The 23,695-nt window shown below is 69.4% G+C and carries 19 protein-coding genes and 1 pseudogene; 10 read left to right on the forward strand and 10 right to left on the reverse strand.

Annotated features, from left to right (window positions below; genetic code table 11):
• Positions 1-170 precede the first annotated feature (170 nt).
• The gene (locus QEG98_RS11880) at positions 171-1,181 is read right to left on the reverse strand and encodes an NAD(P)-dependent alcohol dehydrogenase (RefSeq protein ID WP_316566811.1); all 1,011 of its coding nucleotides are present in this window, start codon (positions 1,179-1,181) and stop codon (positions 171-173) included.
• 230 nt (positions 1,182-1,411) lie between these two features.
• On the opposite strand from QEG98_RS11880, the gene dusA reads away from it, so the two are divergent.
• Positions 1,412-2,410, forward strand: coding sequence for a tRNA dihydrouridine(20/20a) synthase DusA (gene dusA / locus QEG98_RS11885; protein ID WP_316566812.1), 999 nt, complete (start codon positions 1,412-1,414; stop codon positions 2,408-2,410).
• Between the two features lie 316 nt (positions 2,411-2,726).
• Here dusA and QEG98_RS11890 read toward each other — a convergent pair whose 3' ends face one another.
• Positions 2,727-3,443, reverse strand: coding sequence for a tetratricopeptide repeat protein (locus QEG98_RS11890; protein WP_090489741.1), 717 nt, complete (start codon positions 3,441-3,443; stop codon positions 2,727-2,729).
• A 10-nt stretch (positions 3,444-3,453) separates the two neighbouring features.
• On the reverse strand, positions 3,454-4,983 hold the full coding sequence (locus QEG98_RS11895) for an acetyl-CoA hydrolase/transferase C-terminal domain-containing protein (RefSeq protein WP_316566813.1): 1,530 nt from the start codon (positions 4,981-4,983) through the stop codon (positions 3,454-3,456).
• A 195-nt stretch (positions 4,984-5,178) separates the two neighbouring features.
• Between QEG98_RS11895 and QEG98_RS11900 the strand changes: the two genes are divergently transcribed.
• Positions 5,179-7,392, forward strand: coding sequence for a M3 family metallopeptidase (locus QEG98_RS11900; protein ID WP_316566814.1), 2,214 nt, complete (start codon positions 5,179-5,181; stop codon positions 7,390-7,392).
• Between the two features lie 21 nt (positions 7,393-7,413).
• Here QEG98_RS11900 and thiD read toward each other — a convergent pair.
• Positions 7,414-8,227 (reverse strand): annotated as a pseudogene (gene thiD, locus QEG98_RS41830) (bifunctional hydroxymethylpyrimidine kinase/phosphomethylpyrimidine kinase).
• 40 nt (positions 8,228-8,267) lie between these two features.
• The gene (locus QEG98_RS11915; RefSeq protein ID WP_316566816.1) at positions 8,268-8,525 is read right to left on the reverse strand and encodes a hypothetical protein; all 258 of its coding nucleotides are present in this window, start codon (positions 8,523-8,525) and stop codon (positions 8,268-8,270) included.
• A 226-nt stretch (positions 8,526-8,751) separates the two neighbouring features.
• Between QEG98_RS11915 and QEG98_RS11920 the strand changes: the two genes are divergently transcribed.
• From QEG98_RS11920 to QEG98_RS11940, 5 genes are all read left to right on the forward strand, one after another.
• Positions 8,752-9,375, forward strand: coding sequence for a M20/M25/M40 family metallo-hydrolase (locus QEG98_RS11920; protein WP_316566817.1), 624 nt, complete (start codon positions 8,752-8,754; stop codon positions 9,373-9,375).
• On the forward strand, positions 9,345-10,211 hold the full coding sequence (locus QEG98_RS11925; RefSeq protein ID WP_316566818.1) for a M20/M25/M40 family metallo-hydrolase: 867 nt from the start codon (positions 9,345-9,347) through the stop codon (positions 10,209-10,211). The genes QEG98_RS11920 and QEG98_RS11925 overlap by 31 nt, the downstream gene beginning before the upstream one ends.
• A gap of 244 nt (positions 10,212-10,455) precedes the next feature.
• Entirely contained in the window at positions 10,456-12,207 is a 1,752-nt protein-coding gene (locus QEG98_RS11930; protein ID WP_316566819.1) for a DUF4215 domain-containing protein, read from the forward strand.
• A gap of 253 nt (positions 12,208-12,460) precedes the next feature.
• Entirely contained in the window at positions 12,461-13,339 is an 879-nt protein-coding gene (locus tag QEG98_RS11935) for a hypothetical protein (RefSeq protein ID WP_316566820.1), read from the forward strand.
• Positions 13,336-13,806 carry a hypothetical protein gene (locus QEG98_RS11940; protein WP_316566821.1) on the forward strand — a complete coding sequence of 157 codons (471 nt, stop codon included), beginning with the start codon at positions 13,336-13,338 and terminating at the stop codon, positions 13,804-13,806. The genes QEG98_RS11935 and QEG98_RS11940 overlap by 4 nt, the downstream gene beginning before the upstream one ends.
• A gap of 55 nt (positions 13,807-13,861) precedes the next feature.
• On the opposite strand, the gene QEG98_RS11945 is transcribed toward QEG98_RS11940, so the two are convergent.
• A complete protein-coding gene (locus tag QEG98_RS11945) occupies positions 13,862-14,536 on the reverse strand; it encodes a hypothetical protein (protein WP_316567873.1) in 675 nt (224 codons plus the stop codon).
• Between the two features lie 193 nt (positions 14,537-14,729).
• Positions 14,730-15,539, reverse strand: coding sequence for an SAM-dependent methyltransferase (locus QEG98_RS11950; protein WP_316566822.1), 810 nt, complete (start codon positions 15,537-15,539; stop codon positions 14,730-14,732).
• A gap of 195 nt (positions 15,540-15,734) precedes the next feature.
• Between QEG98_RS11950 and QEG98_RS11955 the strand changes: the two genes are divergently transcribed.
• Positions 15,735-16,715, forward strand: coding sequence for a fused MFS/spermidine synthase (locus QEG98_RS11955; RefSeq protein WP_316566823.1), 981 nt, complete (start codon positions 15,735-15,737; stop codon positions 16,713-16,715).
• Positions 16,709-17,959, forward strand: a complete 1,251-nt coding sequence (locus tag QEG98_RS11960) for a fused MFS/spermidine synthase (protein ID WP_316566824.1) — start codon at positions 16,709-16,711, stop codon at positions 17,957-17,959. Before QEG98_RS11955 ends, QEG98_RS11960 begins: the two co-directional genes overlap by 7 nt.
• A gap of 1 nt (position 17,960) precedes the next feature.
• Here the strand turns inward: QEG98_RS11960 and QEG98_RS11965 are convergent, their stop codons facing one another.
• Entirely contained in the window at positions 17,961-18,986 is a 1,026-nt protein-coding gene (locus QEG98_RS11965) for a methyltransferase (protein ID WP_316566825.1), read from the reverse strand.
• A gap of 121 nt (positions 18,987-19,107) precedes the next feature.
• Positions 19,108-20,136, reverse strand: coding sequence for a kinetoplast-associated protein (locus QEG98_RS11970; RefSeq protein ID WP_316566826.1), 1,029 nt, complete (start codon positions 20,134-20,136; stop codon positions 19,108-19,110).
• Positions 20,137-20,420: 284 nt separating this feature from the next.
• Here QEG98_RS11970 and asnS point away from each other — a divergent pair, with 284 nt between their 5' ends.
• The gene (gene asnS / locus QEG98_RS11975) at positions 20,421-21,821 is read left to right on the forward strand and encodes an asparagine--tRNA ligase (RefSeq protein WP_316566827.1); all 1,401 of its coding nucleotides are present in this window, start codon (positions 20,421-20,423) and stop codon (positions 21,819-21,821) included.
• A gap of 47 nt (positions 21,822-21,868) precedes the next feature.
• Here the strand turns inward: asnS and QEG98_RS11980 are convergent, their stop codons facing one another.
• Positions 21,869-23,608, reverse strand: a complete 1,740-nt coding sequence (locus tag QEG98_RS11980; RefSeq protein WP_316566828.1) for a CotH kinase family protein — start codon at positions 23,606-23,608, stop codon at positions 21,869-21,871.
• Between the last annotated feature and the right edge of the window lie 87 nt (positions 23,609-23,695).

Genomic DNA, 23,695 nt, shown 5'->3' on the forward strand with positions numbered 1-23,695 from the left:
GCGGTTGACATGTCTGTCACGCACCCTTGGCGCGCCCGTGACTACCCTAAGTGGAGAGAATCTCCAGCCTTCCTTTCTGCTTGCCTGTGGCTTTCACCCTCGCTAGGGCGCGCCCGCCGGTGGCAGAGGGTGGGAGCCAGGGCTGGCCACCTTGCTCGCGCCCCGGCCGCTCAGACGGCGATGACAATCTTCCCGAAGTGGGCGCCGGACTCCATGTAACGCAGGGCCTCGCGCGCCTGCTCAAAGGGGAAGCTCCGGTCGATGACGGGTTCGAGGCGGTGCTGGGTGAGGAGCCGGTTCATGTCCTCGAACATGGCGCGGCTGCCCACGTAAGTCCGCTGGACGTCGAGCTTCTTGGGCTCCACCAGGGCGGGGTCCGGCTTGGCGAAGCCGCCGCTGAGCATGCCGATGAGGGAGATGTGGCCCCCGGGCTTCGTGGCCCGGACGGAGCGGGGGAACGTCTGTTCGCCGGCCACCTCCAGGACGTGGTCCACGCCCTGGCCGCCGGTGAGCGCCAGCGCCTGCTCGTCCCAGTCCGGGTGCTTCTTGTAGTTGATGGTGCCATCCGCACCCAGCGCCCGGGCGTGCTCCAGCTTCGCGTCCTGGCTGGAGGTGATGAGGACGCGCGCCCCCAACGCCTTGGCCAGCTGGAGCGCGAAGACGGACACGCCGCCGGTGCCCTGCGCCAGCACTGTCTGGCCCGGCTGGAGCCGGCCCTCGGCGACCAGGGCGTTCCAGGCGGTGACAGCGGCGCACGGGAGGGTGGCGCCTTCCTCGAAGGACAGGTGGTCCGGGAGGAGGACGAGCCCCTCCGCGTCCACGACGACGTACTCCGCGAGCACGCCATCCACGCTGCCACCCAGGGCGTTCCGCGTCTTCTCTGGCGAGGCCGGGCCGTCCGTCCAGGTCTGAAAGAAGGTGGGGGCCACGCGGTCACCCGGCGTCACGCGTGAGACGCCGGGGCCCACGGCCACCACTTCTCCCGCGCCGTCCGACACGGGGATGAGGGAGGCAGGGCGCGGTCCGGGATAGCGGCCCAGGGCGATGTAGAGGTCCCGGTAGTTGAGGGACACCGCGCGGATCCGGACCAGCGCCTGGCCGTGGCCCGGCGTGGGCTCCGGCCGCTCCACCTGCACCCATGCGTCGGCGCTTCCTGTCTGCTGCAGTTCGTAGGCTCTCATGCGGGCATGACTATCCACGGACCGTCAGGGCGGCCAGACAACCAGACGGGAAGGGCTCGCTGGCTGGGTGGATTTGCCCGGAGTGAAATGGTTCGCGGTGGGCGCCTGCCCGGTGGCCAGGGAAGAGGGGCGGCAAAGGGGTGGGCAGGGGCGGAAAACCCGGCTACATGCAGGCGGCAGGGGAGCGGCCCGCCGAACGGGACGCTCCGGCTGCTGCCCCGGGTTCTCGCATGATGCCGACTCATCCCATGCCGCTGTCTGTCGCGCCGATGATGGACTGGACGGACCGCAACTGCCGGTACTTCCATCGCCAGCTCAGCCGCCACACGCTGCTGTACACGGAGATGGTCACCACGGGCGCCATCCTGCATGGCGACCGGGAGCGGCTGCTGGGCTACGACGCCGCGGAGCACCCGGTGGCGCTTCAGCTCGGCGGTTCGGAGCCGGCGGCGCTCGCCGAGTCCGCCCGCATTGGCGAGCAGTGGGGGTATGACGAAATCAACCTCAACGTCGGCTGCCCCAGTGACCGCGTCCAGTCGGGCCGCTTCGGTGCGTGCCTGATGGCGGAGCCGGACCTGGTGGCTCGGCTGGTGGGGGCGATGCGAGAGGCGGTGAGCATCCCGGTGACGGTGAAGTCGCGCATCGCCATCGACGAGTTGGAGGAATGGCCCACGCTGGAGGGCTTCATCCGGAAGGTGTCCGCCGCGGGCTGCACCCGCTTCATCGTGCACGCGCGCAAGGCCTGGCTCCAGGGGCTGAGCCCCAAGGAGAACCGCGACGTCCCGCCGCTGCGCTACGACCTGGTGCACCGGCTCAAGGCGGAGTTCCCGCACCTGGACATCAGCATCAACGGCGGCATCAAGACGCTGGACGCCGCCGCGGAGCAGCTGCGCCATGTGGACGGGGTGATGATGGGCCGCGCCCCGTATGAGAACCCGTACCTGCTGGCCGAGGCCGACCGCCGCTTCTTTGGCGCCACCACGCCGGTGCCCCATCGGCACGAAGTCGTAGAGGCCATGCTGCCGTACATCGAGAAGGCCATGCTGCGCGGCGCGCCGCTGGGCGCCATCACCCGGCACATGTTGGGGCTCTTCCAGGGGCTCCCGGGGGCGCGCGCGTGGCGCAGGCACCTGAGTGAGAATGCCCACAAGCAGGGCGCGGGGCCGGAGGTCGTCGTGGCGGCGCTGGCGAAGGTGCGGCGGGAGCCTGAAGCCGAAGTCGCGGCCTGACCGGGGGCATCACCCCGACACCAGAGGGAACCGCAGGTTCGAGCCGCTTCCCTTCGGCCCGGCATGCGATTCCCTCTGGCCCACCGCCGCGCTCGGCATGGTCCGCGTCCGCACGAAGCTCCCCGCCACCAACGTGGTCCCCAAGCACCGCTCCAAGTCGGCGCTCTCACGGGGTGTCAGGCATTGCATCGGAGCTCGGCCCCACTCGCGAGCACCCCCGCCTCTCCGGGAGCATCCGGCCCGGAATCAGCACCCGCGGCCGGAGCCGCCGTGTGCATGGCCATTCTTGTCGCATGCCGTGGCCGCGAAGGGCCCGTCATGGTTTGCGCATGGTTCCTTCACGAAGCGCGTCCAGCAGGGCGGGTGGGTCGCCTTCACGAAAGGCGGAGAGTCCCGCCTCGAAGTCCGCGCGCGCACCGTCCACGTCACCTTGACGCTCACGCAATACGCCGCGCGCGTGCAGCAGCTCCGGGTCCACCTCGTCGCCCGTCTGGGACGCGAGCGCCTCGGTGAGGTCCTGTGCCGCGTCGTCCAGCCGGCCCAGGCGGGCCCGCGCGGCGGCGCGCTGCTGGAGCAGCCACGGGTTGCCCGGGGCCTCCTCAATCGCGAGCGTCCAGTCCCGCTCCGCCGCTTCATCCCTGCCCAGCGCCTCCAGTGCTTCGGCGCGCTTCATGTGCAGCACCAGGGCCTTGCGGTAGCCCGCCGCGACGAGCGCGTCGAAGTCCGCCACCGCGTCTTCATGGCGGCCCAGCCTCGACAGGCACAAGGCACGGTGCAGCCTGCTGGTGAGGTGGCCGGGGGCCAACGCCAGCACGCGCTCGTACCACTCCAGCGCTTCCGCGGGGACGCCGCCCCAGATGGCCAGCGTCTGCGCCACTTCCAGCAGCACGCGGGCCTGCCGGGGATGGGCCTCCGCCAGCGCCCGTGCGAGCGCGAGGGCGGACGCATACCGCCCGCTGCGTCGCAGGCGGTCCACCTCCCGCAGCTGGGCGGCCAGCTCCGGGGGACAGGCTTCGCGGCCGTTGCGCTCCACGGCCGGTGTCTCAGCCGTTCTGGGGGAAGGCGCGCGTCGCCGCGTCGTAGTCCGCCCACCAGCCCTGGAGCACCTTCATGTCGGTGGCGCGCGGCTCGTCGCCGGGGCCCGCCATGTCCAGGTACGCGTGCAGGAGCGGCCGGAAGTAGGGGTGCGCGCAGCGGTCGATGATGTCCTGGGCGCGCCGCTTGGGCGAGCGGATGTCCATGTTGAGCGCGTAGCCCTGCTCGGTGACGACGCACTTGATGTCGTGCTCGGTGTGGTCGATGTGCCGCACGTACGGCATGACACAGCTCACCGTGCGGCCATCCCGCAGCTTCCGCGTGGACGGCGTGTGGACGATGCTCAGGTACGCGTTGCGGAAGAAGTCACCCGAGCCGCCCAGGCCGTTGACGATGCGCGAGCCGTCGATGTGCGTGGAGTTGACGTGCCCGTAGATGTCCACCTCGATGGGGGTGTTCATCGCGATGACGAAGAGGCGGGAGATGATTTCGGGGCTGTTGGACAGCCACATGGGCCGCAGCACCAGCCGGTCCTTGCTCCGCTCGAACATGTCGAGGAAGCGCTGGCGGCCCTCGGAGGAGAAGGACACCGCGGTGGCGGACGCGTATTCGAACTTCGCGTCGTCCTCCACGTAGCGCAGCATCCCGTCCTGGAAGACCTCGGTCCAGAAGCGGATTTTCTGGAAGGGAGAGTCGTAGAGCTGGCCGATGATGGCGTTGGCCACGTTGCCCACGCCGGACTGGATGGGCGGCAGGCGCTTGCCCCACTGGTACTGCTCACGGCAGCGCATCAGGAAGTCGATGACGTGCTCGGCGATGCGCCTGGCGGTGTCATCCGCCGCCTTGAAGGGCACCGGGTGGTCGGGCGTGCGGGACTCCACCACCGCCACCACCTTGCTCAGGTCGAGCTCAACGTAGGGGTTGCCGATGCGGTCCCTCACGTTCACCAGCGGCAGCGGCCAGCCCACGTGCGGATGGACGGCGGGCAGGACGATGTCGTGGAAGCCCGTGTAGTCCGGCCCGGAGGTGTTGACCTCGAGGACAATCTTCTTCGCGCGGGCCAGCGCCTCCGCGCTGATGCCCACCGACGACGTGAGGACGACGCTGCCATTCTTCCGGATGCGCGACACCTCGACGACGGCCACGTCGATGTCGCCGTAGAAGCCATACATCAGGTTGCGCGCGAAGGCGGACAGGTGGACGTCCGTGAAGTCCATCTCCCCGGCATGGATGCGGCGCCGCGAGGCAGGCGAGGACATGTACGGACCGCGCTTGGCGATGAAGGGCGCCATGGGGCCCTCCACGTCCTCGGACAGGGACGCGCCGGACAGCAGGGTGATGCGGGCGTCCGGCGCCGTCTGGGAGAAGTGCCAGGCCAGCGCCGGCAGGAACGTCTTCGGCTCACCCGACTTGGTGAAGCCGCTGATGGCCACGGTGTTGCCGTGGACGACGTGCTTCACCGCCTCTTCGACGGGGACGACCTTCGCCAGCAATTCGGCGTTCTCGATGCGGTCCTTCAGCGTGCTCGTCACGGTCATTCCTGGAGGGTGAATGCTGTGGGGGGCATGGGTGTAACACACCGCGTCTTGCCCGTGGCCACGGTGTTGGCCGGGAACAGATGGGCAGGCAGGCATGTTGGTGTGCCCGCGATTCCGTCCCCCGGTTCGCGACGCGATGCCGCTAGGCTGCGTCCCTCTTCAGTTAGCCCCCTTTCGTCGGGAGACATCCTCTACATGCGTAAGCTCTTCTTCGCTGGCGCGGGCATGGCCGTACTCGTGTCCACCGGCTGTGCGACGACCTCGCAGGAGTCCCAGAACTTGGCCACCGCGCCTCAGACGACCGCCCCCGCCGCGCCGGCTGCTCCGGAGCAGACCAACCCGCTGCTCGCGAAGTGGACGGGCGCCCATGGCGGCGTGCCGCCGTTCGACCAGGTGAAGGTGGAGCTCTTCAAGCCAGCGCTCGAGGCCGCGATGGAGCGGACGCGCGGCGAGCTGGCGGCCATCGCCAACGACACCTCGGCGCCCACGTTCGAGAACACCATCGTCGCGCTGGAGGCCGCCGGCAAGACGCAGGGGGACGTGGAGACGCTCTACGGCATCTGGAGCTCGTCCATGAGCGGGCCGGAGTTCCAGGCGCTGGAGCGGGAGATGGCGCCGAAGCTGGCCGCCTTCGACGACGAAATCTTCCAGAACGAGGCGCTCTTCCGCCGCATCGAGGCGGTGTACCAGTCGCCCGACAAGGCGAAGCTGACGCCGGAGCAGCAGCGGCTCACCTGGCTGCACTACACGCGCTTCGTCCGCTCCGGCGCGAAGCTGGACGCGGCGGCCAAGCAGAAGCTGGCGGCCATCAACCAGCGGCTGGCGTCGCTCTACACGTCCTTCAGCCAGAACGTGCTCGCGGACGAAGAGGGCTACACCGTCGTCCTGGAGTCCGAGGCGGACCTGGCGGGCCTGCCGGACTCCGTGCGCGCGGGCGCCGCCGCCGCGGCCGAGTCGCGCGGTCAGAAGGGCAAGTGGATCATCACCAACACGCGCTCCTCCATGGAGCCGTTCCTGACGTACTCGTCGCGGCGCGACCTGCGCGAGAAGGTCTGGCGCAACTACGTCAACCGCGGTGACAACGGCGACGCGCGCGACAACAACGTCATCATCGCCGAAGTCCTGAAGCTGCGCGCCGAGCGCGCCACGCTGCTGGGCTACAAGACGCATGCGCACTGGCGGCTGGAGAACGCCATGGCCCGCACGCCCGAGCGCGCCATGGAGCTGATGGAGGCCGTCTGGAAGCCCGCGGTGGCCCGCGTCCACGAAGAGGTCGCGGACATGCAGCGCGTGGCCAACAAGGAGGGCGCGAAGCTCAAGATCGAGCCCTGGGACTACCGTTACTACGCGGAGAAGGTCCGCAAGGCGAAGTACGACCTGGACCAGAACGAGGTGAAGCCCTACCTCCAGCTGGAGAAGCTGCGCGAGGGCATGTTCTGGGTGGCCGGCGAGCTGTTCGGCTTCTCCTTCACGCAGGTGAACGACGTGCCCGTGTTCCACCCCGACGTGCGCGTCTGGGAGGTGAAGGACCAGGCCAGCGGGCGTCACGTGGGCTTGTGGTACTTCGACCCGTACGCGCGCAAGGGCAAGCGCTCCGGCGCGTGGATGAACGCGTACCGCAGCCAGGAGCGGTTCCGGGGTGAAGTCACCACCATCGTCTCCAACAACTCCAACTTCGTGAAGGGCCAGCCCGGTGAGCCCGTCCTCATCAGCTGGGAGGATGCCTCCACGCTGTTCCACGAGTTCGGCCACGCGCTGCACGGCCTCAGCTCCAACGTGACGTACCCGTCGCTGGCCGGCACCGCGGTGGCGCGCGACTACGTGGAGTTCCCCTCGCAGCTGCTGGAGCACTGGCTGTCCACGCCCGAGGTGCTGAACACCTACGCGCTGCACTACCAGACGGGGAAGCCCATTCCCCAGGCGCTGGTGGACCGCATCGAGAAGGCCGCCACCTTCAACCAGGGCTTCGGGACGGTGGAGTACCTGTCCAGCGCGCTGGTGGACATGAAGCTGCACCTGGCGGGGGCTACGCCCATCGACGCGGACGCCTTCGAGCGCGACACGCTCAACGCGCTGGGCATGCCGAAGGAAATCGTCATGCGGCACCGCACGCCGCAGTTCGGCCACGTCTTCGCGGGTGATGGGTACTCGGCGGGCTACTACAGCTACCTGTGGTCGGACACGCTGACGGCGGACGCCTACGAGCGCTTCACCGAAGGCAAGGGCGCCTACGACAAGGACGTGGCCGCGCTCCTGCGCAAGCACGTCTTCTCCGTGGGCAACACGCTGGACCCGGCCGACGCGTACCGCGCCTTCCGAGGCCGTGAGGCGGGCATCCAGGCCCTGATGCGCAAGCGCGGCTTCCCCGTGCCGGCCGCGCAGGCCGCGCCGAAGAAGGCAGCGAAGTAGCCGCCCGGTGGCGGGCCCGGGCTACCCCTCCAGCGGGAAGAAGTGGCTGAAGGGGCGGGCCCTTGCCCAGGGGCAGGGGTGCTCCAGCGCGGCGGTGACGTAGTCCTTCGCGCGCCGGGTGGCCTCCAGCGGCGGCTGCCCCAGCGCCGGTGCGCGGCGATGGCCGCCGACAGCGTGCAGCCCGTGCCGTGGGTGTTGCGCGTGTCCACCGCGCGCAGGTGCAGCGTCTCCATGCGCTCGCCGTCGAACCAGACGTCGGTGCCGCGCAACGCGCCCGTCATGCCGCCGCCCTTCACCAGCACCGCCTGGGGGCCGAGCCGGTGGATGCGGCGCGCGGCCTCCCGCATGTCCTCCAGCGTCTCCAGCTTCATGCCGGCGAGCAGCTCCGCCTCGTGCCGGTTGGGCGTGGCCACCGTGGCCAGGGGCAGCAGCAGCTCCTTGAGCGCGCCCACGGCCGCATCGTCGATGAGGCGCGCGCCGGCGCGGGACACCATGACGGGGTCCACCACCAGCGGACCCAGGCCCAGCACGCGCAGGCGCTGGGCTACCGTGGTGATGATGGCCGGGTTGACGAGCATGCCCGTCTTCACCGCGCCCGCGCCGATGTCGGAGGCCACGGCGTCGATTTGCGCGGCGACGGCTTCGGGGGCATCACGTCCACGCGGGTGACGCCCTGCGTGTTCTGCGCGGTGATGGCCGTCAGGGCGCTGGTGCCGTGAACGCGGTGGAAGGCGAAGGTGCTCAGGTCGGCCTGGATGCCGGCGCCGCCGCCGCTGTCGGAGCCGGCGATGGTGAGCGCGGTGGCTACGGACTTCGAAGTCTCCATGGCCGCCATGGTGCGGGAGCGGGTGCTCCGCCGCCAGTGCTTCCCGCGCTCACGGGGCCAGGAAGGCGTGTTTCACCGCGTCCATCAGCGGGTCCCTGTGGCCGTTCGTCGGCTGGAGGAAGTGCCCCTGGCTGTGGGGCCAGATGAGGGCGCCGCCCAGGTTCTTCTCGCGCGCGTACTGGCCCTTGACGGCGATGGGGCGCGGGTCTTCGTAGGAGACGTAGTTGCAGAGCCCTGAGCCGTGGCCGCGCCCGGGTCCTCCGTACCTCCGCCGGTGTGCCAGCCAGTGTCCCCAGCACCAGGCCAAGCCAGCGCTGTCTCCACAGCGTGGACGGCTTCTTCACTGCGCACCCCTGCGACGAGCGGCGTCATCTACACGACTTGTGTTTCGTGGCGAAGGTGTAAAATAGTCGCAATACTGTAAATTCATGATTCGTGGAGGCGAGGCCTGCCGTGGGGCTCTGCCCTGGAGATGCAGTGGGGTGGCGGGCCGCCTTTGCTAGCGTGAGACGTCCCCACCGCGAGTCTTGCCGATGAAACGCATTCTCTTGTCGTTGTTGGTTGTCGTCGTTGCCCTCGCGGGGGTTCTCCTCACGAAGGCTTTTCGCTTCACCTCGCGGCAGGTCCAGCCGGAGGCGCCCGCGGCGTTCACCGTGGACGCGGATGCCGCCGCGGCCCGGCTGGGCGGTGCGCTGCGGCTCAAGACGCTGGCGGCGGCGGAGGGGCAGCCCGCGGAGGACGCCGCCTTCGCCGCGCTCCACGACTACATGCGAGAGCAATACCCCCGGCTCCATCAGGCGCTGAAGCGCGAGCCCGTGGGGGCGCACTCGGTGCTGTACACCTGGACGGGGACGGACGCGTCGCTGCGCCCGGCGCTGCTGCTGGGGCACCTGGACGTGGTGCCCGTGGAGCCTGGTACGGAGGCGTCCTGGACTCACCCTCCCTATAGCGGGCTGGTGGCGGACGGCTATGTCTGGGGCCGGGGCGCGCTGGACGACAAGGGGAGCGTGTTCGGCATCCTGGAGTCGGTGGAGGCCCTGCTCGCGGCGGGCTTCCAGCCCAAGCGCACGGTGCTGCTCGCCTTCGGTGGGGATGAAGAGGTGGGGGGCGCGAGGGCGCGGAGGCAATGGCGAAGCTGCTCCGCGAGCGGGGCGTGACGCTGGAGTCCGTGCTGGACGAGGGCGGGATGATTGTGTCCGGCACCGTGCCCGGCGTGGCCTCACCGGTGGCCCTGGTCGGCGTGTCGGAGAAGGGCTTCGCCAGCGCGGAGTTGGTGGCGGATGGCGAAGGTGGCCATTCGTCCATGCCGCCGCCCCAGACGGCCGTGGGCGTGCTGAGCCGCGCCATCTCCCGGCTGGAGGATGCGCCCATGCCCGCGAAGCTGCGCGGTGGCAGTCGGGCCCTGTTCGAGTTCGCGGGGCCGGAGATGGGCTTCGGGATGCGCACGCTCTTCGCCAACCTGTGGCTGTTCGAGCCGCTGGTGCTGCGCCAGCTCACCGCGAAGGCCACCACCAACGCGGCGGTGCGCACCACCGCCGCGGCCACCATGTTCGAGGGCAGCGAGCGCGACAACGTGCTGCCCGCCCGCGCTCGCGCGGTGGTGAACTTCCGCATCCTTCCGGGAGACTCCGTGGCGGGCGTGCTGGAGCACGTGCGGCGCGTGGTGGATGACCCGCGGGTGAAGGTGAGCACGCTGGGCTTCATCAGTGAACCGTCGCCCGTGTCGCGCATGGACTCCGAGGCCTGGTCGCAGCTCCAGCGCAGCGTGCGCCAGGTGTTCCCCGACGTCGTCGTGGCCCCGTACCTCATGCTGGGCGCGACGGATTCGCGCTACTTCACCGGGCTGAGTGAGAACGTCTACCGCTTCATGCCGCTGCGCCTGGACGGCGCCGACCTGTCACGCCTCCACGGCAAGGACGAGCGCGTGTCGGTGAAGGGCTACGCGGACGCGGTCCGCTTCTACGCTCAGTACGTCCGCAACGTGGCCCAGTGATGCGGGTGGGGATGGGCTGAATGGCCCGCACGAGACGTGTGCGCCCCGTGCTTCACGCCGCTTCCGGCTTTCTACGAAAGTGATGTTTCGGGCGTTGTTGTCATGAATGTGGATGTGCGCAGCAGACGGGGAGCTCATGGAAAGTCCGTTCTGCCTGCACATCTGTGCGCCGTCTGCACCCCGCATCCGTTGACTTGCCGTGACGCGTTGACAGCCGTGCGAAGCACTTTCAGCATTTGCTCCCATGGTGAACCCCCATCGCAGGTCTCGGCTGGCGAGCGCGTTGCTCGCATCTCTTCTCTTCACATTGGTGGCCTGTAACGGCGGGGGAGGTTCGGCGAAGCCCGATGCCGGCACCGGCCCGAACACCCCGGACGGGTCGACGCCGGATGCTGGCGACGACTGTGGTGATGGTCAGCGCCAGTCCGGCGAAGCCTGCGACGACGGCAACAGGGTGGACGGCGACGGCTGTAACGCGACGTGCACCACGGTGGAGGGCGGGTTCATCTGCGAGGTGCCGGGAGCGCCGTGCGTCCACCTGGTGAACTGCGGAAATGGCCGCGTCGAGGACGGCGAGGAGTGCGACGACCGGAACCTGGTCAGCGGTGATGGTTGCAACGGGAGCTGCCGGATCGAAAGTGGCTGGGCGTGCCCGGCCCAGGGTGGCCGCTGCCGCGCGAAGGAGTGCGGTGACAACATCATCGCCGGTGATGAGGAGTGCGAGGACGGCAACACCACTCCGGGCGATGGCTGCAGCGACGTCTGCAGGCTCGAGGACGGCTGGAAGTGCCCGCCGGGTCAGCCGTGCAGCCGCACCACCTGTGGTGACGGCATCACCGAGGGCACCGAGCAGTGCGATGACGGCAACACCGTGATGGGTGACGGCTGCTCGCCGCTGTGCACCAAGGAGCCCCGCTGCTCGGATGGCAACTGCGAGGAGACGTGCGGCGACGGTCTCATCCTCCCCAACAGCGCCGTGGAGGAGTGCGACGACGGCAACACGCGCGCCAATGACGGCTGCTCGCCGGACTGCAAGCTGGAGGATGGCTTCGCGTGTGTGCTCGTCACGCAGGAGCCGCCGGCGCAGGTGTCCATCCCCGTCGTCTACCGTGACTTCCGCGGCTGGGACCTGCCCGCCGATCCAGCGAATGGCCTGCCCCGTGGCCACGAGGACTTCCAGAACCGGAACGCGGACCGTGAGGACGGCATCGTCGAGAACCGGCTCGATGCCAATGGCCGCCCCGTCTATGCGAAGGAAGGCCAAGCGTCGAACAACACCAGCAACCGGGCCAATTTCGACCAGTGGTACACGGCGGTCGAGAACGTCAACAAGACCATCGTCAGCACCTTCGTGCTGAATCAGCAGCCCGATGGCTCGTACGTGTTCGATAACGATGCGTTCTTCCCGCTCGACGATGTCAGCGGCAGTTGGGTGGCCGAGGGCCACGAGCCGCGGCGCAGGGACCTGGTGGGACAGCAGCGCAACTTCCACTTCACCAGCGAGGCCCGCTACTGGTTCGAGTACAAGGGCACCGAGGAGCTGACCTTCCGCGGTGACGACGACGTGTGGGTGTTCGTCAACGGCCGCCTGGCGCTGGACCTGGGCGGTGTGCACGTCCCGGCGCTGGGCACCATCTACATGTCGGGCCAGGCGAGCACGCTGGGGCTGCGGCGGGGCGGCATCTACGAGGTGGTGGTGTTCCAGGCCGAGCGCCACACCGAGGGCTCGTCGTACCGCCTCACGCTCAACAACTTCCTCACCGCCCGCACCGAGTGCACCGCCACCTGCGGCGACGGCGTGGTGGACGAGGATGCCGGCGAGGAGTGCGACGACGGCGTCAACGCCGGTGGCTATGGAGAGTGCGGCCGTGGCTGCCTCTGGGGCCCCCGATGTGGCGACGGCGACGTTCAGGAGGACCAGGGCGAGGAGTGCGACGACGGCAACAACGTCAGCCGCGACGGTTGCAGCTCAACGTGCCGGCTGGAGATTGGCTGAGCCCGTCGTCCTGAGGTGAAGGTCGAGGCGCCGCTCCGGAAGGTTCGTCCTTCCGGAGCGGGGCTTCCCTGAAATCACTGAGTTCGTGCTGCCAAGGGAGCAGGCAGCCTGCGCTGGGCGCGCGTCTGCTATCGTCCGCGCGCCTCATGGCCTCCCGTTCGTTCGCGCTTCCGCTGTGCCTCATGTTGCTCGTGCTTGCCGCGCCGGCACGGGGGCGGTGGTGCGCCCGGGCTTGCCTCCTCCCGAAGAGGTCATGGCGACGCTGCGGCAACTGGAGACGGCCCGGGCACGCGGCCGCGCCAGCGCGATGGACAGCGAGCTGGAAGCGCAGTCACGGGCGCGGCCCGGGGATTTGATGCCGCGGATGTACCGGGCGTGGCTCACCTTTCCCTCGGACGCCTGCTGGAACGAGCTGAAGGCGCTCTCCACCCTGGACCCGGAGAATCCGTGGCCCTTCGTGGGCATGGGGCTCATCTACGTGCGCTGGGGGCTGCTGGCGGAGGCGCGGCCGCCCATCGCCGCCGCCCTGAAGCAGGCCCCTGGCTTCGCACCAGCGCTGTGGGCGCAGGGCGTGTTGCTCCAGGCGGAGGGCAAGCCCGCGGAGGCGGAGGTCCGGCTGCGTGAGGCGCTCGCCCAGCTGGATGCGCCGCAGATTCGGACGTCCCTGGCCATGTTGCTGGCGGGGATTCCCGAGCGGGAAGCGGACGCGCGCGCGGAGCTGACGCGGACGGTGGAGGCGTGGCCCGAGCAGCCCGAGGCGCTGCGGAAGCTGGCGCAGTTGGCCCGCGCAGCCAACGACGTGCGTGCGGCGGCGACCGCGGGCGAGAAGCTGGTGGCCCTCAAGCCTCGGGACAAAGAAGCACACCGGCTCCAGGCGGACCTGTGGCTGGCCGCCTCGGAGAAGGAGAAGGCCGCCGGGTCGCTGGAGCGCTACGCGGAGCTGGGCGGCGTGGAGCCTGCGGCCCTGGGGTTGCTGTCGCGGTTGTACCGGGAGCTGGGCCGCGCCGACGCGGAGGACAAGGCCCTGGTCCGGCTCGTCGCCGCCGCGCCAGAAGACCCGGAGCCGCTGCTTCGCCTGGCCGAGCTGGCCGAAACGCGCGGAGATTCCAAGGCGGCCGAAACCCACCGGTGAAGGCTTCCGAGCGGGCGCCCGCCCGCGCCGACATCCACGTGCTGCGGGCCCGGTTGGTGTTGAAGCAGGAGCGTCACCAGGATGCGCTGGCCGCCTACCGCGCGGCGCTGGCGGCGCCCGAGCGCCGGGTCGCCGAGGCGGAGAACGAAGCCGCCGCGCTGGTGCGCCACTTCCGGCTGCCGTCCCAGCCCGCTCGGGGGACCCAGGACCAGATATACAACCGGGTGTCATTGGGCCTGGTCGCGCTCTACATGAACCGGCTTCAGCAGACGCCGGGAATCAAGGGCAACCTCAAGGTTCAAGTCCAGGTAGACGCGTCCGGCCGGGCCACCGGCGTGACGGTGCTCTACGACAGCCTCAACGAGGCCGTCATCACCGGCCACGCCCACTTCGCCTTCATGGATGCGCAGTACCCGCCGGGGCCCGACACGCCCGTGTTCCAGTACGTCTTCCGTCCGCCGAAGTGAGCCCCGGCCCCGGCCGTGCCTGTTCTGGCTCGGTCGGGCCGGTGGTCGCGGTGACTTACGGATTGCGCTGCTTCTGGATGCCGCTGCCGCCGTAGCCCTGCACCTGGTTGCGCATCCGCTCCCAGGTGGCGCGAGCCTGCCGCTCCTGCTGCTGCTCCGACTGGAGCTTGCGCTGGGACTCCTCCACCTTGCGCTGGGCGTCCGCCGTGGCGGAGGCGAAGTCGGCCTCGGACAGATTCTGGGCGCGTACGTCCTGGTTCGCCTTCAGGGCCTCGTACTCGGCCTGGCGGAGCTTCGCGTCGGCCACCGCCAGCTCGCTCTCCCGCAGCTCCTTCTGGGCCTCCATCGTCTTGATGGCGTGCTCGCGGTACCTCACCTGAGCCTGGGCCGCGCTCAGGCTCGAGTCCGCGTCTTTCAGCTCGGCCTGCGCCTGGGTGATGTTGCTGCTCTGTCCGGTGGCGTTGGCGGCCTTCAGCGCTTCGTCATGCGCTTCCCGGCGGGCCTTGGCCGCGTCCTCGTTGCGCTTGGCCACCTCCAGCTCCCGGCGCGCATCCTTGAGGGCCACGTCGGAGCGGGTCACCGCGTCCTGGGCCATGCGCCGCTGTGCCTGGGCCTCGTGGACGTCGCCCAGCTGGTTCTCGGGTACCCGGGCCAGCCACGACTCGTCCACCTTCGCCGAGCGCGTCGAGCTGCACCCAACGCTCGCCACCGACAGGGCCGCTCCCATCATCACGCCCGCAAGAACCCGACGCCTTCTCGATTGAAACATGCTCCGTCTCCTCTCCGTGTGCGCGTGTTGCCTGCAAAGACGGTAGTCACGCGTCGCTGGGGAGGCAGACGGCAGGGAGGCGTGCCGTGGCGCTGCCCTGACGGGGATGGGCGCGAGCGCCTGCTCACACGCTCGCTCCACCCGGTGGGGACGGTCAGCGCTTCTCCAGGACGACGGCGTAGAACTCGATGCCCACGCCCTCACGGTCCTCGTCGGTGATGTGCTCTGCGGGCAGCCCGAGGAACTCGCGCACGGGCAGCACGCCGGCGGCATCCCGGGCCCAGGGGCCACACAGGTCCAGGTACTCGGGCAGGGAGTAGAGCTGGAAGGACTCGCCCATCTGCCGGAACGTGCCGACGAACTGCTCCCACTTCGGGGTGCTGAGGTCCGGTGACTTCGTCTCGAAGGTGGTGAACAGCTTCGAGCCAGGGGCCGCCCAGTCGTACAGGTCGCGGAAGAACTGGCGGTTCTCCTCGGCGGACAGGAACACGGTGATGCCATTGGCGCCGAAAGCGACGCGGCGCTCTCCCTCCAGGAAGGCATTCACGTCCGGCCGCCGCAGGAAGGCGCCCGCCTGGCGGATGTCGCACTCCATGTAGCGGACGCGAGGCGTGTCCCCCAGCAAATGGTGGGCGGTGGTGATGGTGAGCGGATTGACGTCGCTGTAGAGCACGCGAGCGTCTGGCAGCACGGCGTGGACGTGGTCCCCGGTGGGCAGTCCCGACGCGAAGTCCACCCAGTGGTGGAAGCCGTCGGCCGCCAGGCGCTGCGCGGCGGTGCGCAGGCAGGCGCGCAGCATGCGCACCCACTTCCGGGTGGAGGGCACCAGCGAGAACATGTACTCCGCCGCCTGCCGGTCGGCTTCGAAGTGGTGCGTGCCTCCCAGCGTGTAGTCGTAGATGCGGGCGGCATTGGGGACGTTCGGGTTGACGCCCGGGATTCGGGCGAGCGCTTCGGTATCCATGCGGTCAGGGCCTCCAACGGATCGACGGGGTCTGCGAAATTGCTTCGGGGCCGGTGCGGATGAGGCCCACCAGGAGGAAGTCGCCGTCCTCCAGGGCGCCATCGTATGTGCCGGGCGCGACTTCCCGCACCTCGGGTGATTCCCACCAGCACGGATGGTCGCCTCGGACGGGGGTGGTACAGTCGCCGCCACCGCATGGCTCTTCTCCCCGCGTCTCGTCTGGATGTGCTTCGCGCTGCCCTCCTCGTGTTGGTGACGAGCTGCGCCACCCTGGTGTTGGAGCTGGCCGCCGCCAGGTTGCTGGCGCCCTTCATCGGGGCTTCGCTCCACACGTGGACGAGCATCATCGGCGTGGTGCTCGCGGGCATCAGTCTGGGCAGCTACGCTGGGGGCCGGCTGTCGGAGCGGGGCGCATCGTTCCGGTGGCTGGCGGGCCTCACCGCGCTGGGGGCGGTGCTCGCGCTCCTGCCGCTGGGATGGGTGGCCGTGCTGGGGGATGGCGCCGCGCTGCGCCCCATCCCCGTGCTGCCGCGCACCTTCCTGCTCACCTTCCTGGGCTTCTTCCCCGTCAGCTTCGTGCTGGCCATGGTGACGCCGCTGGCGCTCCGGCTGCTGCTGCCGGACCTGGGGCGCGCCGGGCGCATCGTGGGCCTGCTGTACGCACTGGGCACGTTGGGGAGCCTCGCGGGCAACTTCCTCACGGGCTTCGTGCTGGTGGCGTGGTTCCCCGTGCCCACCATCGTCCTCACCGTGTCGGGCGCGCTGTTGTTATGCGCGCTGCTGGCTCTGCCCAAGGCCTCCGTGTCCGCGCCGCCCGTGGAACCGGCGGCCCCCGCGACAGCCGGCGCCGTGGCGGCAGCGGATGCCGCGCCGTCCTCGACGGGCGTGGACCTGCGCACCCGGCCCGTGCTGGCGTGCTTCCTGGTGGCCAGCGCGAGCTTCTGCACGCTCGCCATCGAACTGGCGGCCAGCCGCATCCTGGCGCCCACCGTGGGCGTTTCCCTGCTGAGCTGGACAGGCATCATCGGCGTGGTGCTGACGGGCATGGCGCTGGGCAACTTCGTGGGCGGCCACCTGGCGGACCGGTGGCCCCGGCAGGAGGTGCTCGCCGGCTCCATGCTGCTGGCGGCGGCCAGCTGCCTGCTGATTCCCCCATCCACCAGTGGCTGGTGCTGAAGGGCCACTTCGACGGCCTGGGCCTGCAGGCTCGCATCGTCGGATACACGGCCGCGGTGTTCCTGCTCCCGGTGACGGCCCTGGGCACGCTGTCACCCCAGGTCCTCCGGCTGGCGCTGGCGGACGTGGAGCGGGCGGGGCGCACCGTGGGCCGGCTGTACGCATGGAGCACCGCGGGCGCGCTGCTGGGCTCGTTCCTCACCGGCTGGTGGCTCATCGCGAAGGTGGGCGTCTACCCGCTGGTGATGGGGGCCAGCCTGGGCCTGGTGGCGCTGGCGGCCTTCGTGGGGCAGGTGTGGCGGCGGCCCCTCTTCGTCGGCGCCACCGCGGGCACGCTCGCGCTGGCGGGCATGTTCGGCGCGCTGGGCCTGTTCGCGTCGCCGTGCACGGAGGAGACGGACTACTTCTGCATCAAGGTCAACCAGGTGGAGCATGACGGCCGGCGGCTGCTGGCCATGCAACTGGACCACCTGACGCACACCATGGTGGACCTGGAGGACCCGTCGTACCTGGGCTATCCGCACGGGTACATCCACTCGGAGGTGGTGCGCCACGTGGCCGCGCGCACCGCGGAGCCCCGGGTGCTGGTGATTGGCGGCGGCGGGTACGTGGTGCCGCGCTGGGTGGAGACCTACGTCCCGCAGGTGCGGATGGAGGTGGTGGAGATAGACCCGGCCGTGACGCGCATCGCGCTGGAGCGCTTCGGCGTGAAGCCGGACACGCGCATCGCCTCCTTCAGCCTGGATGGGCGGCAGTACCTCCAGGAGATGGCGGAGCGCGGCGCGTACGACTTGATTGTCCAGGACGCGGTGAACGACCTGTCGGTGCCCTACCACCTGATGACGCGCGAGTACGACATGCTGGTGCGCTCGCTGCTCAAGCCGGACGGCCTCTACCTGCTGACCGTCATCGACGAGATTCCTCGGGGCTCCTTCCTGCGCTCGGCCCTCCGGACGATGCAGGAAGTCTTTCCCCACGTGGAGCTGCTCCACGACGCCCGCAGTGGCTCCAAGGGGCAGGGGGTCTACATCGTCGCGGGCTCGGCGCAGCCCATGGAACTGGAGCGCCTCCCGGAGCTGCTGCGCGGCCTGGGCATCGAGCAGCCGCGCACGGGCCGGGTGCCTCGCGCGGAGATTGACGCCTACCTGGCCGCGGGCCCCGCGTTGCTGCTCACGGATGACTTCGCCCCGGTGGACAACCTGCTCGCGGAGCTCTTCCTCCTCCGCGAACAGGTCGCGCCGTAGCTCAGCGCTTCACGGCTTCGATGATGCTCGTGCCGGCCTGGGTGGGGCGGATGCCCACCAGCTCCCAGGAGGTCCGGGTCAGCAGTGCCTGGAATTCGTTGGCCGTGCGCTCCCGTCCGTCCACCAGCACCATCATGTTGAGGTCCATCAGGGGCACGGGAGAGGGCGTCTGGTTGTCGGGCATCACCAGCTCCAGCACGAAGAGCCGGGCTCCCGCGGGCGCCGCGGCGTGGATGTTCCGCAGGATGGCGGTGGCGGAGTCCTCGTCCCAGTCGTGAAGGATGTGCTTGAGCAGGTAGGCCTCGGCGGAGGGGAGGCCCGGCTCGAAGAAGCTGCCGCCCACCAGCTCCACCCGTCCATGGAGGCCCTGGGCTTCCATCGGGGCCTTCGCGCCTTCGAGCACGTGCGGCAGGTCGAAAAGAATGCCCCGGCAGGAGGGGTTGGCGCGCAGCACCCGCGCCAGCAGCGCTCCCTGGCTGCCGCCGATGTCCGCCACATGGGCGAAGGGGGAGAAGTCGACCTGTTGCGTCAGCTCGTGGGCCACCAGGGCCGACAGGTTGCCCATGGCCCGGGCGAAGTGCGCCGCCTCTTCGGGGTGCTTGGCGAAGTGCTCCCAGATGTCCGTCCCCAGTGCCTCGCGGACGGTGGACTTCCCGGTGCGAACGGCCTCGGTGAGCTGGCCCCAGGGCAGCCAGTGGGCGCGGTCACTCTGCGCGATGGCCACGTCCCGCAGCGAGCCGGGGATGTCCGAGCGGAGCCCTTCGCCCATGGGCGTCAGGGCAAAGGTCCGCTCACCGACCTCCTGGAAGATGCCCGCGGAGATGCCGCCTCGCAGCAGCCGGTACAGGCCGTCCGCGCTGATGCCGAGCTCGTCCGCCAGCGCGTCACTGCTCCGCGGGCCCTTGGAGAGCAGGTCCGCGATTCCCAGACGGGCCGCCGTGCCAATGACCTGGGTGAGCCAATAGCCGCCGATTCGCTCATACAGTAGCTGCGTGGGAAACGGAGTCCCGCCGGGAGTCTTGTCCATGCTGGGAGTCTAGCAGCGCTCAAATCCTGTCATCACCAGGGATGACGCTAATAAGCCGTGAGCCGAGACTCCCCGGCGGCGCCACGACAGGGCGCGGCGCCAGGGAGCCCACCGCGCCGGGCTACTTGCCCTTGCTGTAGTCGCGGCTGGCGATGACGCCCTGGACCTCGGCCAGCGCGCGGGCGCCGGACGCGGACTCGAGCGCCTTCTCGGCGATGGCCTGGACCTGGCGCTTGGCCTCGGCCAGCTCCGTCTGAAGCGTCTGGAGCGCCTGGGCCTGCTTGGTGGCGGTCTCCTTGAGCGAGGAAATCTCCATGGCGGCGACGCGCTGCGCCGTCTCCGCGTCCTTGGTGGCGAGCGTGAGCTTCAGCTCCCACTCGGCCTTCACCCGGTTGCCGGTGATGGCCGCGGCGGTGTCCGTCTCCTTCTTGAGCACCAGCGGGAAGTCCGCCACCTGCTTGCGCAGGTCCTCCAGCTCCTTCTCACGCTGCTTCAGGGCGTCCTCGCGGGTGGCCCAGTCCTTCTCCAGCTTCTCCTTGCGGTCGCGCTCGGTGGCGGCCTGCTGGCGCAGCGACTCGGCGAAGGCATCCTGCTCCTTCTTGCGCTGGAGCTGGGTGTCATAGGCGTACTCCTCCTCGGCGCGCTTGCGGGCGACCTCGGTGGCCTGCCGCTCGGCGGACTGGTCCGCGGCGGCCTTCGCCCGGGTGTCCTCGATGTCCTTCTGGAGCCGCTCCATCTCCGCTTCGAGCTCCGCCTTCTTCTTGTCGTACTCGGCCACGAGCACGTCGATGGCGCTGGCGGCCACGTCCTTGCCGTGCAGCCCGTTCAGCTCCTCCGTCTTGAGCTGGATGGCCTCGTCGAGCTGCTTCAGCTCCTCCACCAGCGAGATGACCTGCTCGTTGATGCCGGCCAGCGTCTTGTTGATGGTGAGGCCCGCCTCCGTGACTTTCTTCACGGCGGATTCGGCGGTGAGGCTGGACACGTCCGCGAGGACGTTCTTCGCGTGGGCCTCCTGCGCGTCCTGCTCCTTGGTGGAGACGATGGGCTTGTTGCGCGCCTTGCGAGCGAGCTCCTCGAAGGCGGCCTTGGTGGCCTCGGTGGAGCGGTTGCGGGCGACAACGTTGCGCTTGGACGTCTTGCGAGTAGCCATGTGACTCTCCAGGTAGGGCACGGCCAGGGCAGGCCGTGAAGCCCGCGAGGGACGTGAGGGTTTCGTGGAATCGCTGGTCCCCTTTTCGGGCGACCATGGGAGAAAGATACCTGGGGGGTCTGACACGGTTGGCCGGGTTTCAGGCGGTCTGGCGGGGTGCTTGGAGCCCCCAGAAGCGCCGCCGGGCGGCCCGGGTTGCGAGGCTTGGGGCCACAGCGCCCTTGTCCTCGGGGCCGGGGCCCGGCTAACTCGCAGTCCCCGAAACGGCTCAAGGGAGAGCGTCAATGCAGGTCGTCAGTGTGAAGAAGGCCCTCGCGGGAGGGGTGGAGGAGGGGACGAAGGTGGAGGTCCGCGGCTGGGTGCGCACGCGCCGCGACTCCAAGGCGGGCATCAGCTTCGTCAACGTCAGCGACGGGTCGACGTTCGACCCCATCCAGGTCGTCGCTCCGAATTCGCTGCCCAACTACGAGAAGGAAATCCTGCACCTCACCGCGGGCTGCTCGGTCATCAGCCGGGGCACGCTGGTGAAGTCCCAGGGCAAGGGGCAGGCCTACGAAGTCCAGGCGGACGAAGTCCAGGTGCTGGGCTTCGTGGACGACCCGGACACGTACCCCATCCAGCCGAAGCAGCACACGCTGGAGTTCCTGCGCGACGTGGCCCACCTGCGCGTGCGCACCAACACGTTCAGCGCCGTCACGCGCGTGCGCCACCGCGCGGCCCAGGCCATCCACCGCTTCTTCGACGAGGAGGGCTTCTTCTGGGTCAACACGCCCATCATCACCGCGAGCGACGCGGAGGGCGCCGGGCAGATGTTCCGCGTCTCCACGCTGGACGCGGTGAATCCGCCGCGCACGCCGGACGGGAAGATTGACTGGCACAAGGACTTCTTTGGCAAGGAGGCGTACCTGACCGTCTCTGGCCAGCTCAACGTGGAGGCCTACGCCCTGGCCATGTCCAAGGTGTACACGTTCGGCCCCACGTTCCGGGCGGAGAACTCCAACACCACGCGGCACCTGGCCGAGTTCTGGATGATCGAGCCGGAGATTGCCTTCGCGGACCTCAACGAGGACGCGAACCTGGCCGAGCGCTTCCTCAAGCACGTCTTCAAGGCGGTGCTCAATGACTGTGCGCCGGACCTGAAGTTCTTCGAGGAGCGGGTGCAGAAGGGCGTCATCGAGCGCATGGAGAAGTTCATCAACTCCAGCTTCGAGCGCATCGACTACACCGAGGCCGTCGAAATCCTGAAGAAGGCCAAGAAGAAGTTCGAGTACGCGCCCGAGTGGGGCAAGGACCTCCAGACGGAGCACGAGCGCTACCTCACCGAGGAGCACGTGGGCCGGCCCGTGGTGGTGACGAACTACCCGGAGGCCATCAAGTCCTTCTACATGCGCATCAATGACGACGGGAAGACGGTCGCCGCCATGGACGTGCTCGCCCCGGGCATTGGCGAAATCATCGGCGGCAGCCAGCGCGAGGAGCGCCTGGACGTGCTGGACCAGCGCATCCAGAAGTTCGGCCTGAAGCCGGAGGGCTACCAGTGGTACCGCGACCTGCGGCGCTACGGCACCGTGCCGCACGCGGGCTTCGGGCTCGGCTTCGAGCGGCTCATCGTCTACATGTGCGGTCTGCAGAACATCCGGGACGCGATTCCCTACCCGCGCGTGCCGGGCTCCGCGGCGTTCTAGGCCGCCGTCCGAGTGTCCCCTCCACCCAGGAGGGGACACCCGCTCGCTCAGGGCAACTGGCTCTCCAGCGCGCCCCAGCGGGTCCGAATCCACTGGCGCACGTACTCGACTTCCTCCTCGTAGGAGTTGAAGTCCTGGCGCGTGTGCCAGTGGGGGAAGTTGCCATGGCCGCCCCACGGGTCGTTCGGGTCGCCGAAGGCGCGGTGTTTGGCGCCCCACTTCGCCCAGTCGCGCCGCGCGGAAGGCGCCGTCTCCTGGACGTAGCCGTCGATGAGGGCCTGCATGACCTCCACGTTCAGCGTGTCGCGCAGCAGCGCCCGGTAGCGCTCGCGCATGGGCCCGGCGATGGTGGGGTCGGCCAGCATGCGCTGGAAGAGCAGGTTGTCGTCGCGGAACGTGGGGCGCGCCGTGGGTGAGGTCCGGGTGGTGTCGTAGGACTGCCCGAAGCTCGCGTCCAAGTCCCAGGGGATGAAGCGCCAGGGGCCGCCGGTGGCCGGGTCGTAGGCGTGGTAGGCGTTCTTCGCCTGCGAGTCCACGCCCAGGATGAGCGTGTTGAAGATCCACCAGTCCTCGTAGTCCCTCGCATTCATCCGCTGCGGGAAGCCGGCGCGGAAGGCGTCCGCGTTCGAGTCCGCGATGAAGGCGGTGAGCGCCTCCAGGGGCGCGAAGGCGCCAGGCTCGCCTTCCTCGGGAGTGCCCTCCGACTTCTCGAAGCCTTCGTGGAGGCTGCTCTTGGGCGTGCCGTCCTTGCGCAGGCGCGAGAAGTTGGCGCGGTTGTCCACGGCCTTGAAGGCGTCCGCGTCCTTGTCGATGCCGTGCGCGGCCATCAGGCGCTTGTTGACGTGGTCCGCAGCCGTGTAGAGGCCGACGTATTTGTTGTTGGCGTAGAGCACCGCGCTGTAGGTGCGCAGGTGGATATGGCCCGGGCTCATCCGGCTCCACACGTCGAAGGCGAGCCGCGAGCGCATGTAGGAGTTGTCATTGAACGTGGTGATGAGCACCACGCGCTTGCGGTCCTCGAAGCCGTTTCCGAAGACGGGCTCGGTGAACAGGTTTTCGTCTGGGAATTTCAGCGTGAGGCTGCGCTTGGGGAACACGCTGGAGGTGGCGCCCCGGTACTTTGCCTCCAGGTCGAAGCGCTGGCCCCGGTAGACGAGCTGCACCGGCCGGTAGCCGCCCGCCGTCAAACCGCCTTCGTAGGAGAGGTGGAACACCGGCAGGCCGAACTCCTCCGTGTAGGCCGCCGGGTCGACGATGGGGACGTTGCCGGGCGCGGACTCGTTCTCCGCCACGCCGACCTTGAGCGTGCCCGTCTCGCCGGTGCTCTCTTCCCGGAGCGTGAGGTGCCACACGGCGGCCTGGTCCTTGCCGGGCGTCCAGCTCAGGGTGCCCGTGGCCGCATCGAACCGGGCGCCGGGCGGCAGGTTGTCCACGATGAAGCGCGTGTCCGGCGCGGCATGGCCGGTGGTGCAGGTCACGGTGGCGGAGACGGGCTCGCCCTCGAGCACCCAGCGAGGCTCGCCCGCGGTGGGCGCGCAGAGGTTGGACTGCGGCGGTGGGCCGCCATCGGGCTCGCCGCCGTCAGGGGTACCCGGGCCGGTTCCCGCGTCGGGTGTCACCCCTCCGTCCGCGCCGTTGGAGGGCAGGCCCGCGTCGGGAAGCGTCCCGTTGTCAGGGGGCTCGCTGGTGGGGTCCGGAATGCCACGGCTTCCGGCGTCGCCACCACACGCCACCACCAGCCCCGCGACTCCCGCCAGAAACAGCCTTGGAAAGCGTTTCCCGCCCACCTGGTCCCTCCCCCTCGAACGCCACGTCAGGCTCGCAGGATTAACCATTCCGTGACCTGCCTGGCACCCCCCGCGGTGCTGGCCGTT

It is taken from the genome of Myxococcus sp. MxC21-1 (genome assembly GCF_032612255.1).
Classification (GTDB): domain Bacteria; phylum Myxococcota; class Myxococcia; order Myxococcales; family Myxococcaceae; genus Myxococcus; species Myxococcus virescens.

Bases quoted from the DNA above. Each gene is read 5' to 3' on its own strand.
- QEG98_RS11880 (WP_316566811.1), bottom strand. From the start codon at position 1,181: ATGAGAGCCTACGAACTGCAGCAGACAGGAAGCGCCGACGCATGGGTG.
- dusA (WP_316566812.1), top strand. From the start codon at position 1,412: ATGATGCCGACTCATCCCATGCCGCTGTCTGTCGCGCCGATGATGGAC.
- QEG98_RS11895 (WP_316566813.1), bottom strand. From the start codon at position 4,983: ATGACCGTGACGAGCACGCTGAAGGACCGCATCGAGAACGCCGAATTG.
- QEG98_RS11900 (WP_316566814.1), top strand. From the start codon at position 5,179: ATGCGTAAGCTCTTCTTCGCTGGCGCGGGCATGGCCGTACTCGTGTCC.
- QEG98_RS11920 (WP_316566817.1), top strand. From the start codon at position 8,752: ATGAAACGCATTCTCTTGTCGTTGTTGGTTGTCGTCGTTGCCCTCGCG.
- QEG98_RS11925 (WP_316566818.1), top strand. From the start codon at position 9,345: ATGGCGAAGCTGCTCCGCGAGCGGGGCGTGACGCTGGAGTCCGTGCTG.
- QEG98_RS11930 (WP_316566819.1), top strand. From the start codon at position 10,456: ATGGTGAACCCCCATCGCAGGTCTCGGCTGGCGAGCGCGTTGCTCGCA.
- QEG98_RS11935 (WP_316566820.1), top strand. From the start codon at position 12,461: ATGGCGACGCTGCGGCAACTGGAGACGGCCCGGGCACGCGGCCGCGCC.
- QEG98_RS11945 (WP_316567873.1), bottom strand. From the start codon at position 14,536: ATGATGGGAGCGGCCCTGTCGGTGGCGAGCGTTGGGTGCAGCTCGACG.
- QEG98_RS11950 (WP_316566822.1), bottom strand. From the start codon at position 15,539: ATGGATACCGAAGCGCTCGCCCGAATCCCGGGCGTCAACCCGAACGTC.
- QEG98_RS11955 (WP_316566823.1), top strand. From the start codon at position 15,735: ATGGCTCTTCTCCCCGCGTCTCGTCTGGATGTGCTTCGCGCTGCCCTC.
- QEG98_RS11965 (WP_316566825.1), bottom strand. From the start codon at position 18,986: ATGGACAAGACTCCCGGCGGGACTCCGTTTCCCACGCAGCTACTGTAT.
- QEG98_RS11970 (WP_316566826.1), bottom strand. From the start codon at position 20,136: ATGGCTACTCGCAAGACGTCCAAGCGCAACGTTGTCGCCCGCAACCGC.
- asnS (WP_316566827.1), top strand. From the start codon at position 20,421: ATGCAGGTCGTCAGTGTGAAGAAGGCCCTCGCGGGAGGGGTGGAGGAG.